A 12,879-nucleotide genomic window follows, 5' to 3' on the forward strand; every position below is an offset into this window, starting at 1 on the left:
CTCACACCTTCTCACGCGGCCGAGCGGGCGGAACCGCGGCCAGCAGGGTTCGGGTGTAGGCGTGCTGTGGCGAGCTGAAGAGCTCGCCGGCCGGGCCGTACTCGACCACTTCGCCGGCCCGCATCACCAGGACGTCGTGACACATCCGGTGCACCACGGCCAGGTCGTGTGCGATGAACAGATAGGTCAGTCCCAGCTCACGCTGCAGCTCGGTCAGCAGGTCGAGCACCCGGGACTGCACCGAGACATCCAGCGACGCCGTCGACTCGTCCAGGATCAGGACCTCGGGTTCGGTGGCCAGCGCGCGGGCGATACTGACCCGCTGACGCTGCCCGCCGGACAGTTCGTGCGGATAGCGTGACGCGAAATCCGTTGGCAAACCGACCAGTTCGAGCAACTCGGCCACCCGTTCGGCGCGGGCGCGGCGCCCCTTCGCGAGCCCGTGTACCCGCAACGGCTCACCGATCGCGGCACTGACCCGGGCCCGCGGATCGAGTGAGGCGAACGGGTCCTGGAACACCAGGCTGATCCGCCGGCGCAGGTCGCGACCGCCGGCGGCGACGTCGTCGCCATCCAGCGTCGCAGTACCCGCCGACGGCTCGGCAAGCCCGGTGAGTGCGGCGGCCACGGTCGACTTGCCCGAGCCCGATTCGCCCACGATTCCCAGCGTCGTCGCTCGCCGCAGCTGAAAAGACACATCTTTGACGGCATGCACCGCGCCGTAGCGCACGTCAAGGCCCTTGGCCTGCAACAGAACCGACGCATCAGCCGGGGCAGGGTCCGGCCCGGCACCGTCGAGCAGCGGGCGCGCCGCCAACAGCTCGCGGGTATAGGAGTGCTGTGGGTGGTCGAACACCCGCAGGATCGGCGCCTGTTCGACGGCCTCGCCCGCGCGCAGCACGGTCACCTCGTCAGCCACTTGGCCGATGACCCCGAGGTCGTGACTGATCCATACCACCGCGGTCCCGAAATCCCGTTGCAGGCCCGCCACCAACTCGATGATCTGGGCCTGGGTGGTCACGTCGAGCGCGGTCGTCGGCTCGTCGGCGATGAGCAGTTCCGGATCGCAGGCCAGCGCGATCGCGATCATCACCCGCTGGCGTTGCCCGCCGGACAGCTGATGCGGGTAGGCATCGAGCCGGTCGGGGGAGAGGCCGACGGCGTCGAGCAGCTCGCCGGCGCGGCCGCGCGATTGACGTCGGGTCAGCTTGCGATGCGTCTCAAGGGTTTCGGTGATCTGCCGTTCCAGCGTCAGTAACGGGTTCAGCGATGTCCCGGGGTCTTGGAAGACGAACCCGATCCGGCTGCCGTGCACCGCACGCAGCGCCCGCGCCGACGCCCCGATCAACTGTGATCCGCCGGCCAGAGTGCTGCTGCCGGTGACGACCGCACCCGGTGCGTCCAACAGGCCGGTGGCGGCCAGCACCGTCATCGACTTGCCCGACCCGGACTCGCCGACGATGCCGACCGTCTGTTCGCGGTGTACGTCGAACGACACGCCCCGCACGATCTCGCGGCGGCCGATCGCCACCCGAACATCGTCGACTTTCAACACCGGCTGATTCATCTGCGACCTGCCCTTCTCGCCTCGATCGAGGTGCGTTGCCTGGGATCGAGCACGTCACGCAGTCCGTCGCCGAACAGGTTGAACGCCAACACCATCACGAAGATCGCCGCACCCGGGAACACCGCCATCCACCAGGCCAGCGTGACGAATCCCTGCGCGTCGAAGATCATCCGGCCCAGCGAGGGTTGCGGCGGCTGGATACCCAGCCCCAGAAACGACAGCGCGGCCTCGGCCAGGATCGCGAACGCCAGCGACAGCGACAACTGAACGATCAACGGCCCGGCGATGTTCGGCAGGATGTGGCGGACCAGGATGTAACCGTCGCCGGTACCCATGCTCCGCGAGACCGCGACGAACGGCTCCACCCGAACACCCAGCGCCGACGCCCGGGCCACCCGCGCGAAGATCGGGATGTAGACGATCCCGATGGCCAGCATGGTGGTGGTGATACCCGGCCCGAGCACCGCCACGATCGCCAGCGCCAGCAACAACACCGGGAACGCGAACATGACATCGACGACACGCATCACGACGGTGTCGATCCAGCCGCCCCGGTAACCGGCGAGCACCCCGACGAGCACGCCGATCACCGCGGCCAGCGCGACCGAGACCACCGCGACCCGCAACGAGGCGGCGATCGCCACCAGCACCCGCGAGAACACGTCGCGGCCAAGCTCATCCGTGCCGAACCAGTGCGCGGCGCCCGGACCCTGCAGCGCGCTGGGCACGTCGATGTCGTTGATGCCGTACGGGGCGATCCAGGATGCGGACACCGCGACGACGAGTACCGTGATCAGCACCGCGGCGCTGATCGCGGTCACCGGATTCGACAGCAACAGCCGCCAGGACGCGACCCGGGAATCCTGCGTAGTGGTCATGACAGCCGGATCCTCGGGTCGACGACCGCATACAGCACATCCACCAGGAGGTTGATCAGCAGGAACAACACCGCGATCAACAACACCGCGCCCTGGATCACCGGATAATCGCGGGCGGCAACGGAATTGAAGACCAACCGGCCCAAACCGGGCCAGGCGAACACCACCTCGACCACGATCACCCCACCGAGGATTGTGGCCAGCTGGATCCCGGTGATGGTCAACACCGGCAGCAGCGCGTTGCGCACGATGTGGCGGAAGGTGACCACCGGCGGGGCCAGTCCCTTGGAGCGGGCGGTTCGGACGTAACCCATGGCGGCGACTTCCAGCACCGCCGAGCGCACATAGCGCGTCATGATGGCGCCGGCGACCAGACCGACCGTGAGGCCGGGCAGGATGATGTGGCGCAGCCAGCCACCCGGATCACTCAGCAGGGGGCGGTATCCGGAGGTGGGCAGCCAGCCCAGCGTCGAGGCGAATACGCCGATCAGCAGGATGCCCAACCAGAAATCCGGCACCGATATGCCGAACTGGCTGGCGACCCGGACGATCGCATCGGCGGCCCGGCCCTCGCGCAGCGCCGCGAAGATCCCGGCGGGCAGCGCGATCACCAGGGCGATGAGAATGCCGACCACCCCGAGCGACAACGTGGCAGGCAACCGGTCGAGCAGGGTCACTGTGACCGGGTCGCCGTTGCGGAAGCTGACCCCGAGATCGCCGGTCAGCGCCGAGCCGAGATAGGAGAAGAACTGCTCGACGATGGGCCGGTCCATGCCGCTGGCCGCACGCAGCGCGTTGTAGGCCTGTGGGGTATAGCGGGTGCCGAGCGCGATGCGGACCGGGTCGCCCGGTACCAGATGCACCAAGGTGAACACCACGATCAAAACCCCGATGAGCACCACCGCCGAGTAGAGCAGCCGTCGGGCCAGGAACTCGACGATCGGATGATTCGCACGAATCGTACTCAGGTTCATCGGGTTTCACCTCGATCAAGGTCGGCGGAGCGGAACCGGACGGCACCGTCACGGCGCACCTGGTAGCCCGCCAGGTTCTTGGCCCAGGCCTGGATCACCGACGGGTTGTACAGGTAGATGTAGCTCGCCTGATCCGCGATCCGGGTTGCGGCCTTGGCGTAGATGTCTTTTCGCTTGGCGACATCGGTCTCGGTACGGCCGGCATCCAGCAGCCGGTCGACCTCGGGGTCGGAGAACTTCTGCGCGTTGCTGGTGCCGCGCGAGTGGTGTTGGGCGTAGTAGAAGTCGTCGGGGTCGATGTTTCCCAGCCAGCCCATCATCAGCATGTCGAAGTGGCCGGTGTTCTGTTCGTCGAGCCAGGTGGCGAAATCCACGGTGCGGATGTTCACCGTGATACCAAGGGGCGCAAGGTTGTCGGCGATGATCTGGGCCGCCGTCACGGTCTCGGGATACTCGCTGGTGACCAGCATGTCCAGGTTGTGCGGTGCCGCACCGGCCTGGTCCAGGAGCGTCTTGGCTTCCTGGATGTCGTAGCGGTAGCGGTGGTAATCGGTGAACCATGGGCTGCCCTGCGGGATCGCGAGCTGATTGACCTCCGCGGTGCGATAGCTGGTGGCCGCTGCGATCGCGTCCCGGTCGATGCCGTACGCGATGGCTGCACGTACCCGTGGGTCGTTCCACGGTGGCCTGGCCTCGTTGAGCGCCAGATACCAATAGTCGTTGCCGGGTGTGACCGCCAGCGTCAGCGAGTCGTCGTCGCGCAACTGTGCCACCCGTTGGGGTGGCACCGAATCCGTCCAGTCGATCTCGCCGGCCTGCAGCGCCGAGAGCGCCGTCGTCGGCTCGGAGATGAACCGGAACGTCACCCCGGATACCGGGGGAGCGCCTCCCCAGTAGTGCGGGTTGGCTTTGAGGGTGATGGAGTCGCCACTGCGACGGCCGGCGAAGGCGAACGGGCCGGTGCCGATCGGACTGGCGGCGATCTGCCCGCTCTCGACATTGCCGCGTTGCACGATCGCCATGCCCTTGAACCCGCCGAGGTTGGTCAGCAGATTCGGGGTCGGCTGGCGGACCGTGATCCGCACGGTCGCCGGGTCCGGCGCGGTGACACTGCTGACCGCACTGAACTTGTCGACGTTGGTGAGTTGCTCGTCGATGATCCGCCGGTACGAATAGACCACGTCCTCGGCGGTCAGCGGGCTGCCGTCATGCCAGCGCACACCGTCGCGCAGATGAAAGGTCCAGGTGAGTTGGTCGCCGCTGACCTCCCATGACCGCGCCAGCGCCGGGCGCATCTGCAGGTTCTCGTCGGGCTCGACCAGTGTGTCGAACACATTCTCCAACACTTCGAACGAGAAGTAGGCGCTCGTCCGGTGCGGATCGAGCTGATCGGGTTCCCCCGCGATGGCGGCGATGAGATTGCCCGACGACTCGTCCCCGAGGTCTACTCGGCTGCCGGTGGAACAGGCAGCCAGCACGAACACCAGGACTGCCGCCAACGTTTTCATCGCTGGTCGTGTGGTCACGATTACTCCAGGATCACCGCGGGTGATCCGCCGTACGCTCACCCGCTGGGGCCGTCACGCGGGCCGGCCTGAGGGATCCGGACCCATACCGGTGACGACGCTGATGAAGACTGCGATACTCACCCATTGTGACGTTCAAGCGCATGGCCTCTGCAGCCGCCCTGTTCTCGTCGGTCGGAATCGGACTCAGCCTGGGCATTGCCGCCCCGGCACAGGCCGAACCCGTCATGCAGGGCGTGTACACCTACACCCAGGAGGGTGGCAAGACCGACACCTGGGGTGTCTGGCCGTCTTGTGTCCCGACGGTCGGAGATTTGCGTGAGCCGCTGGAGCTGGCGGTGGCCTGCCGGCTGCATGTGGAGACCCAGCGCGTCAGCGTGGGTGGCGACGCCAGGCTGGTCGGTGGGCAGTGGACATATTCGACGACGGTCATGGAGGGCTTCCAGTGTTCCGACGGCAGTTGGGCGTCCATCACCGAGACCTACAAGTTCGACGACATCGCGCTCAGAGGCACCCGCAGCGTGGCCAACAACGAGGCGTGCAACGGCACCATCGCTCCCGCGATCCACACCTTCCCCTTCACGCTGTCCTACAAGGAGCCGCTGCGCACGCGGATCGAGGTCTATCCGCTGGACTGCGAGCCGGGCGGCCTGCGGTGGTGCACCTAGGCGCGAGGTGCCAGGGGGAGTGCTACCGCTGATCGACGGCAAGGTCGTCGATATCACCGGACCGGGACGTACCGATCAGTTCGGGGTGACCGCCACCGACCTCGGGGCGTCGGTGGTCGCGCCCAACGGCAAGCTGGTGTCGGTCTTCGGTGACACGTTCTCGGGAAGCCGGGTCGGGCAGGGGGACTGGCGGTCGCCGGTGGTGCTGATCGGTGAGGGCGACGCCGATCACGAGATCGTCTACGAATACGCCGGGGGAGCCGACCCCGAATACGCGCGGCAGCTGTGGCACTACACCCACGACGATGCGGCGTCCGGGTGGCGGCGCGGCGGTGTCAGCACCGTGATCCCGTCGGACCTGCTGCGGGTCGGGGATTCGCTGTACTTGCACGCGATCATCAATCGCGGCTTCGGGACGGTGGTCTGGACCGAGATCTGGCGCTCGGATGACAGCGGCGTGTCCTGGACCCATCTGGGGGAAGAGGCGAGGTTCCCGGCTGGTCTGCACGATGGCCATGCGCAGTGCTGGTCGTGGGACTTCGACCCCGACGACGGCTGGGTGTACGTGGTAGCCACGGGATTTCAGCGCGACAAGGGCATCATCCTGATGCGCGTCCGGCCCGATCAGATCGGCCGAAGGTCGCAGTACTCGAGTTGGGGGTTCACCAACCGGCGCTGGCAGTGGGGCCGGCGGGCCACGCCGATCACGCCGCCCGACGAGACCTGGGGCGAGTTGACCTTCCGCCGTACCGCCCGGGGACGATGGGTCCTGGGCGGATTTCTGGCGTCCTCATACGCATTGGGATACCGGGTGGTGTCCTCCCCGCTGGCCAACATGCACACCACGCCGGTGCAGACGCCGATCGTCGGATCGTCGTGGGAGTCCGAGGACCACGCCGGCGGCAAGGTCGCCCAGCTCTACGGCGGCTACCTGCTGCCGGGTTCGCGCTTCGGTATCACCGGCGGCGTCGGGCTGGTGGTCTCGCAATGGCGAACCGACACCGGATGGCCTTACCGGGCAATGCAATTCAAGGCGGACTTGAAGGACACCGCCAAGACGTCGCGCCGGACGGACCTCAACCTGTGACTCCTCAGACCGTGTAGCCGCCGTCGACGTTCCAGTTGGCGCCCGTGACATACGCCGACTCCGGACCGGCGAGGAAGCTCACGATTGCGGCGACATCGCGGGTGTGCCCGTAGCGGCCGAGGGCGCCCACTTGTTTTCGCTGGTCTGCGGATTCGCCCTCGGCGGGGTTCATATCGGTGTCGATCGGACCCGGCTGCACATTGTTGACGGTGATCCCGCGTGGCCCGAGTTCGCGGGCCAGCCCGCGCGTCAGGGAGGCCACCGCGCCCTTGGTCATGGCGTAGATGGAGAGACCGGCCTCGGGGACGCGGTCGGCGTTGATACTGCCGATGTTGATGATCCGTGAGCCGTCGCCGAGATGGCCGACCGCGTTACGGATCGCTGCGTATACCCCGCCGATGTTGACCGCCACCAGGCGATCGAATTGCTCCTGGGGAAACTCGCCGATCGGTGCGACGTAGGCCGTCCCGGCATTGTTGACCAGAATGTCGAGACCACCGAGGGCTGCTACGGCTTGCTCGACGGCGGAGGCCACCTGCCGTGGATCGGCCGCGTCGGCCAGGATGGCGACGGCGTTCGTGTCCGCTGCGCTCACCTCGGCGACCAGTTTCTCTGCCTCGGCGGCCGACGCCGAGTAGGTGAACGCCACCTTGGCGCCGTCGGCGGTGAGCCGTCGCACGATGTCAGCGCCGATCCCGCGAGACCCTCCGGTTACCAGTGCGCGGCGCCCGGTCAGGGGTGCCTCGACAGCTTCAGCCACGGTCAATGTCCTCCAGCTTCAATAACGAACTGATCGGTTACAAAGTATGCTGAGTTCAAGCCGGTTGTCGAGTGGGAGGATCCCGGTGTGACCGGGAACACGAGAGGGAGGCCATGGCGGTAGGGCGACCCAGGGAGTTCGACGCCGATCAGGTCGAGGACATCGCGATGAGGCTGTTCTGGGACCGTGGCTTCGATGGGGTGTCGATCAGTGACCTGACCGCCGCCACGGGCGTGAACCGGCGCGGTATCTACGCCGAGTTCGGATCCAAGGAAGGGCTCTTCGAACGCGCCAAGCGGCGCTACGTCGCCGGGCCGGGTGGCTATGTGGCCGAGGCGCTGACCCGGCCGACCGCTCGCGCGGTCGCAGAGGCGATGGTGCACGGTGCGGCAGATGCCACCTCAGGTGACCCTCATGGTTGTCTACTGGTCGGAAATGCGGTCGGACTGGCGGAGTTTCGTGAGGCGTCCGTGAGCGAGCTGGCCCACCGATTCGATGCGGCGGTGGCGGCGGGCGAGCTCCCCGAGGTGGACACCACAGCGCTCGCCCGCTGGATTGCCGCGATATGCCAAGGCATTTCGATACAGGCCAGGAGCGGAGCGACCCGACCGGACCTGCATGCGGTCGCCGACCTGGCGTTGGCGGGTTGGCCTACGCGGTGAACCCGCCGTCGACGTTCCAATTCGCACCGGTCACGTACCCGGACTCCGGGCCGGCCAGGAAGCTCACCACGGCAGCGATGTCGCTGGTGTGTCCGTAGCGGCCAAGTGCAGTGGTTTGCCTTACGAGATCGGCGAATTCACCTTCATCAGGGTTCAGATCGGTGGCGATCGGACCCGGCTGCACGTTGTTGACGGTGATCCCGCGGGGCCCGAGATCGCGGGCCAGGGCCCGCGTCAGGGACGAGACCGCGCCCTTGGTCATGGCGTAAACCGCAGTCCCGCCGGTGGGCACCCGGTCGGCGTTGATGCTGCCGATGTTGATGATCCGTGATCCTTCACCGAGATGTGCCACCGCACTGCGGATCGCGGAGTAGACGCCACCGATGTTGATCGCCACCAGCCGGTCGAACTGATCCTGGGGGAAGTCGTCGATCGGTGCGATGAAGGCGGTCCCGGCGTTGTTCACCAGGACGTCCAGACCGCCGAGATCGGCGACCGACTGCTCGACAGCTGCGGCGACCTGTGCCGGATCGGCGCTGTCGGCCTGGATCGCCACGACCTTCGCACCGTCTGCCGTCAGCTCGGCGACCAGCTTGTCGGCCTCGACGGCGGATGCCCCGTAGGTGAATGCCACCGCGGCGCCGTCGGCGGCCAGTCGTCGCACGATGCCCGCGCCGATCCCGCGGGATCCTCCCGTCACCAGTGCGCGGCGTCCGGTCAAAGTGGTTGTGGTCATGATGTCGGCCCTCCGCGGGTTGTACGGCGAAAGCGAATGATGTTGAGGTCAAAGCTGATCGCGGCATGATGATTCCCGATGTGACCGGTATCACCTATGGTGTGGACGTGAGCAAACGCGTAGTGGTGTGGGGCACCGGGTTCGTCGGACAGATGGTGATCGCCGAGATCCTCAAACACCCGTTGTTCGAACTCGTCGGGGTGGGCGTCAGCAATCCGGAGAAGGTGGGCCGCGACGCCGGCGAGATCTGCGGCCTCGGTGCCGGCACCGGGATCCGGGCCACCGATGACATAGACGCCCTCATCGCGCTCAAGCCCGACGCCGTGGTGCACTACGGCCCCACGGCCGCCCACGCCGACGTCAACATCGACGTGATCACCCGGTTCCTGCGAGCCGGTATCGACGTGTGCTCCACCGCGATGACCCCGTGGGTCTGGCCGCAGATGCACCTCAATCCACCGGCCTGGATCGAGCCGATCACCGAGGCGTGCGAGGCCGGCCAGTCATCGTGTTTCACCACCGGCATCGATCCGGGCTTCGCCAACGACCTGTTCCCGATGACACTGATGGGGCTGTGTTCGGAGGTGCGCCGGGTCCGGGCCTCGGAACTGCTGGACTACACGAATTACACCGGCGACTACGAATTCGAGATGGGGATCGGCAAACCGCCCGAGCACCGCGCCCTCCTCGAAACCCCCGACATTCTCATCTTCGCCTGGGGTGCAACGGTTCCCATGATCGCGCACGCGGCGGGCATCGAGCTCGACGCGATCACCACCACCTGGGACAAGTGGGTCACCCCCGATGAACGCAAATCGGCCAAGGGCATCATCGGAGCCGGCAACGTCGCGGCCGTGCGCTTCACGATCAACGGCGTGTACCGCGGCGAGACCCGGATCCAGCTCGAGCACGTCAACCGCATCGGCCTGGACGCCGCACCGGACTGGCCATCCGGAAACGACAACGACGTCTACCGCGTCGACATCGAGGGCACCCCGAGCATCTCGCAGGAGACTGCGTTCCGCTTCACCGACGGTTCCGGTCGCGATGCGGCTGCGGCGGGCTGTCTGGCCACCGGACTGCGCGCGCTCAACGCCGTCCCCGCGGTCAATGAACATTTGCCAGGATGGGTGACGCCACTGGATCTGCCACTGATTCCAGGACTGGGAACCATTCGCTAAGTAACGCCAGCCCCGTCAAACGAGATGGACTACCGGATAGGGTTCTTCTCGAAACGGGGTGACATGGCTGACGGGATCGGGTTGTCGATCGGATCGACGAACCTCACAGCGGTGGTGGTGGGCCGCGCCGCGGTGACGCGGTCACCGGTGCTGACGCTCTACCCGCACCGCGCCGCCGAAGTGGGTGTACCCAGCGAGAACGCCAACCTGAACGAACGTGGCCTGATCCTCACCGACTTCGTCGAACGGGTGGGCGACCCGGTCGGAATGCTGGCGCCCGACGGTTCGACGCACCGGGGCGAGACCGTGCTGGCCGAGGCGCTGGGGGCACTGCTGCGCACGCTGACCGGGGGACGCCCCCCGGTCGATCCGATCGCCGTCACCCACCCCGCGCACTGGCGGCCCAATCAGGTCGAGGCGCTGCGTGCCGCGCTGTCGACGATCGGCGACTTCGGCGATCCGGTTCTGGTGTCCGACGCGGTGGCGGCCCTGGTCGCGCTGCAGGACAACCCCGGGGTGCCGACCCGAGGCGTGATCGCGGTGTGCGACTTCGGGGGCAGCGGCACCAGCATCACGCTGGCCGACGCCGACCGCGGCTTTCAGCCGATCGCGCCGACGATCCGGCACCCCGACCTGTCCGGTGACCTGATGGACCAGGGACTGCTCACCCATGTGGTGAACGACCTGTCCGCCGCCGGAACCATCGACCTGGCCAGCACCTCTGCCATCGGCTCACTGGGCCGCCTGCGTGCCGAGTGCCGGCGCGCCAAGGAGCGCCTGTCCACTGAATCCGTCACGTCCCTGGTCGCCGAACTGCCCGGACATCGCAGCGATGTGCGGTTGAACCGCAACGAACTCGACGACGTGATCGCCGAACCGCTACGTGAATTCATGTCGGTCCTGCACGGGGCGATCGAACGCGCCGGGTTGCGGCCCGGCGAGCTGGTGGCGGTGGCTTCCACCGGTGGTGGGGCCAGGATCCCGGCCATCACGACGACACTGTCCGAACATCTGCGGGTGCCGGTGATCACCGCGCCCCAGCCGGAACTGACCCCGGCCATCGGCGGCGGCCTGACCGCGGTGCGCGGCACAGCCGAAGATGGCATGACCGCGATGGCCCCGGCATCTGCGGCCGCCCCGCCCACCACCGCCGCAGCTCTGGTGGCGCCCGAGCCTCCGGCCGCATCCCAGGCGCTGGCCTGGTCCGATGCCCACGACGTCCCCGACGTCGCACCGGTCGACGACTATCGGACCGAGGGATACGGCGACGACTACGGGGCGGATTTCGACACCGGATTCGAACCCGCGGGCGGGCGCACCGCCGCACGCCCGCAACTAGAGTTCGGCGAGCGTGAGCTGACCGAACGTGACGAGATCGCGGCGCGGCCCTGGTACCGCCGGCCGCCGGTGCTCCTGGGTGCCGGTGCCGCAGTGGTGCTGGTCGCCGTCGTGGCGGCGTTGGTGAACGTCACCGGCAGCGATGAGCCCACCCGCCCGGCGTCCACCTCGAAAGCGGTCACTTCGACGAGCGCCGCACCGGAGACCGCCCCTGCCGTGCCGGTGAACGAACCCGCGCCCGCCGACGCACCGCAGACGGTGACGCATCAGGCACCGGCCCCGCGCACCGTGACGCAGACGGTGGAACAGCCCGCCCCGGAGGCTCCACCGGTAACGGAGAACCCGCCGCCGGCCGAAACGCCGACGCCGACGACGACGGAAGCGCCGCCTCCCACGACCACGGAAGCGCCACCGACGACGACTCAGGCGCCGGCCACCACGCAGGCGCCGTGGAGTCCCACCGCCCCGTACCCGACGATTCCCGGTCTGCCTTGGGTGCCGGCACCGGGCGGCGGTCACACGGGAGGCTGACGCCGGACGCCGCTCACGGCGGACCGCGGTAATCGGCCGGCTCTGGAATACCCGGCCATGGTGTCGCCGTCGACCGTGACATCGAACTGCAGGTTGAGGCGCATGGGTTTGGTCACCGACTGGCGCCAGGTAACCCGTTGTGCGCCAGAGGTATCGGTAACAGTGATGTCGTGCAGCGGCACGGTCTCGCCCTTGCCCTCGGCGGTGCCGGTGAGCGTCCCGGCGCTCTCGTCGAAGCGGTAGCGCACGTCCAGCGAGCCGATGGGCGTCTTGATCCTGACCTGCCATTCCCCGGGCAATCCCATCAGAACGCCTCCGGGTTCCGGCCGTTGTCGGTCCACACCGTGCCGCGGCGTTCGTAGCCGAACATCGACTCCACGGCCAGCGCGATCTTCGGTCCGTAGCTGCGCTGCAACAGATGAAGGGCCAGATCCAGGCCAGAGGTCACCGCCCCCGAGGTGACCAGGTCTCCGTCGTCGACGACCCGGGCGTCGACGACGGACACCCCGGTCGCCTCGAGCACGTCCATGCCGAGGTGATGGGTCGCGGCGTGGCGGCCTTCCAACAGGCCCGCCATGGCCAGGGCCAGGGAACCACCGCACACACAGGCGACGGTGACGTCGGGATTGGCCAGGGCCCGGCGCATCAGGGCGACGGCCGGCGTCTCGCCGAACCGGGCCAGGAGCACGGGGATGGTGTCCACCTCGTCGGGGTCCGCGTCGATCGGGCCGACTGCGCCGGGCACCACGATGAATCCGGGCTTCTCCGGGTCGAGCGGGGCGGTCGCCGCCAAGGTCAGGCCGCGGTTACCGCTCACGACGGTCCGCGGACCTTCGGCGGCAACAAGTTCCACGATCAGCTCACCGCCGACAGCGTCGCTGCCGGCGCACAGCACCTCGAACGGGGCGATGACATCGAGCGGGTCGAACCCGTCGAACAACACGATTTGCGCGTACACGAGGGCTATCGTC

General features: G+C 67.6%; 13 protein-coding genes. 5 read left to right on the plus strand and 8 right to left on the minus strand.

Features of this window, described 5'->3' with window-relative positions; translation table 11 throughout:
- Position 1: 1 nt before the first annotated feature.
- Genes BN2156_RS02555 through BN2156_RS02570 form a run of 4 tightly spaced genes read right to left on the minus strand, consistent with a single transcriptional unit; the run spans position 2 to position 4,927 of the window.
- On the minus strand, positions 2-1,567 hold the full coding sequence (locus BN2156_RS02555; protein ID WP_090509897.1) for an ABC transporter ATP-binding protein: 1,566 nt from the start codon (positions 1,565-1,567) through the stop codon (positions 2-4).
- Positions 1,564-2,445, minus strand: a complete 882-nt coding sequence (locus BN2156_RS02560) for an ABC transporter permease (protein WP_090509899.1) — start codon at positions 2,443-2,445, stop codon at positions 1,564-1,566. Before BN2156_RS02560 ends, BN2156_RS02555 begins: the two co-directional genes overlap by 4 nt.
- Positions 2,442-3,419, minus strand: a complete 978-nt coding sequence (locus BN2156_RS02565) for an ABC transporter permease (RefSeq protein ID WP_090509900.1) — start codon at positions 3,417-3,419, stop codon at positions 2,442-2,444. The genes BN2156_RS02560 and BN2156_RS02565 overlap by 4 nt, the downstream gene beginning before the upstream one ends.
- Entirely contained in the window at positions 3,416-4,927 is a 1,512-nt protein-coding gene (locus BN2156_RS02570; protein WP_090509902.1) for an ABC transporter substrate-binding protein, read from the minus strand. The genes BN2156_RS02565 and BN2156_RS02570 overlap by 4 nt, the downstream gene beginning before the upstream one ends.
- 161 nt (positions 4,928-5,088) lie before the next feature.
- Here BN2156_RS02570 and BN2156_RS02575 point away from each other — a divergent pair, with 161 nt between their 5' ends.
- Together BN2156_RS02575 and BN2156_RS02580 are read left to right on the plus strand one after the other, a co-directional pair.
- A complete protein-coding gene (locus tag BN2156_RS02575; RefSeq protein WP_162839203.1) occupies positions 5,089-5,613 on the plus strand; it encodes a hypothetical protein in 525 nt (174 codons plus the stop codon).
- A gap of 7 nt (positions 5,614-5,620) precedes the next feature.
- A complete protein-coding gene (locus tag BN2156_RS02580; RefSeq protein WP_235625189.1) occupies positions 5,621-6,700 on the plus strand; it encodes a glycoside hydrolase family 183 protein in 1,080 nt (359 codons plus the stop codon).
- Positions 6,701-6,704: 4 nt separating this feature from the next.
- Here BN2156_RS02580 and BN2156_RS02585 read toward each other — a convergent pair whose 3' ends face one another.
- Entirely contained in the window at positions 6,705-7,460 is a 756-nt protein-coding gene (locus BN2156_RS02585; RefSeq protein WP_090509907.1) for an SDR family NAD(P)-dependent oxidoreductase, read from the minus strand.
- 113 nt (positions 7,461-7,573) lie between these two features.
- Here BN2156_RS02585 and BN2156_RS02590 point away from each other — a divergent pair, with 113 nt between their 5' ends.
- A complete protein-coding gene (locus tag BN2156_RS02590; protein WP_090509910.1) occupies positions 7,574-8,122 on the plus strand; it encodes a TetR/AcrR family transcriptional regulator in 549 nt (182 codons plus the stop codon).
- Here the strand turns inward: BN2156_RS02590 and BN2156_RS02595 are convergent.
- Entirely contained in the window at positions 8,112-8,858 is a 747-nt protein-coding gene (locus BN2156_RS02595) for a 3-oxoacyl-ACP reductase family protein (protein ID WP_090509912.1), read from the minus strand. The two genes, BN2156_RS02590 and BN2156_RS02595, sit on opposite strands and share 11 nt — an antisense overlap.
- Positions 8,859-8,926: 68 nt before the next feature.
- Here BN2156_RS02595 and BN2156_RS02600 point away from each other — a divergent pair, with 68 nt between their 5' ends.
- Positions 8,927-10,039, plus strand: a complete 1,113-nt coding sequence (locus BN2156_RS02600; RefSeq protein WP_162490807.1) for an NAD(P)H-dependent amine dehydrogenase family protein — start codon at positions 8,927-8,929, stop codon at positions 10,037-10,039.
- Positions 10,040-10,102: 63 nt separating this feature from the next.
- Positions 10,103-11,908 (plus strand): Hsp70 family protein, encoded by a 1,806-nt coding sequence (locus BN2156_RS02605; protein WP_090515376.1) that lies wholly within the window; start codon positions 10,103-10,105, stop codon positions 11,906-11,908.
- Here BN2156_RS02605 and BN2156_RS02610 read toward each other — a convergent pair.
- A complete protein-coding gene (locus BN2156_RS02610; protein ID WP_090509916.1) occupies positions 11,893-12,213 on the minus strand; it encodes a hypothetical protein in 321 nt (106 codons plus the stop codon). The genes BN2156_RS02605 and BN2156_RS02610 overlap by 16 nt on opposite strands.
- Positions 12,213-12,866, minus strand: a complete 654-nt coding sequence (locus BN2156_RS02615; protein ID WP_090509918.1) for a DJ-1/PfpI family protein — start codon at positions 12,864-12,866, stop codon at positions 12,213-12,215. Before BN2156_RS02615 ends, BN2156_RS02610 begins: the two co-directional genes overlap by 1 nt.
- Between the last annotated feature and the right edge of the window lie 13 nt (positions 12,867-12,879).

Origin of the sequence: Mycolicibacterium neworleansense, from assembly GCF_001245615.1 — a bacterium.
Taxonomy (GTDB): domain Bacteria; phylum Actinomycetota; class Actinomycetes; order Mycobacteriales; family Mycobacteriaceae; genus Mycobacterium; species Mycobacterium neworleansense.

What these genes read in the sequence shown, in the direction of transcription:
- BN2156_RS02555 (WP_090509897.1), bottom strand. Translation starts at nt 1,567, where the DNA reads ATGAATCAGCCGGTGTTGAAAGTCGACGATGTTCGGGTGGCGATCGGC.
- BN2156_RS02560 (WP_090509899.1), bottom strand. Translation starts at nt 2,445, where the DNA reads ATGACCACTACGCAGGATTCCCGGGTCGCGTCCTGGCGGCTGTTGCTG.
- BN2156_RS02565 (WP_090509900.1), bottom strand. Translation starts at nt 3,419, where the DNA reads ATGAACCTGAGTACGATTCGTGCGAATCATCCGATCGTCGAGTTCCTG.
- BN2156_RS02570 (WP_090509902.1), bottom strand. Translation starts at nt 4,927, where the DNA reads ATGAAAACGTTGGCGGCAGTCCTGGTGTTCGTGCTGGCTGCCTGTTCC.
- BN2156_RS02575 (WP_162839203.1), top strand. Translation starts at nt 5,089, where the DNA reads ATGGCCTCTGCAGCCGCCCTGTTCTCGTCGGTCGGAATCGGACTCAGC.
- BN2156_RS02590 (WP_090509910.1), top strand. Translation starts at nt 7,574, where the DNA reads ATGGCGGTAGGGCGACCCAGGGAGTTCGACGCCGATCAGGTCGAGGAC.
- BN2156_RS02595 (WP_090509912.1), bottom strand. Translation starts at nt 8,858, where the DNA reads ATGACCACAACCACTTTGACCGGACGCCGCGCACTGGTGACGGGAGGA.
- BN2156_RS02600 (WP_162490807.1), top strand. Translation starts at nt 8,927, where the DNA reads ATGATTCCCGATGTGACCGGTATCACCTATGGTGTGGACGTGAGCAAA.
- BN2156_RS02605 (WP_090515376.1), top strand. Translation starts at nt 10,103, where the DNA reads ATGGCTGACGGGATCGGGTTGTCGATCGGATCGACGAACCTCACAGCG.
- BN2156_RS02610 (WP_090509916.1), bottom strand. Translation starts at nt 12,213, where the DNA reads ATGGGATTGCCCGGGGAATGGCAGGTCAGGATCAAGACGCCCATCGGC.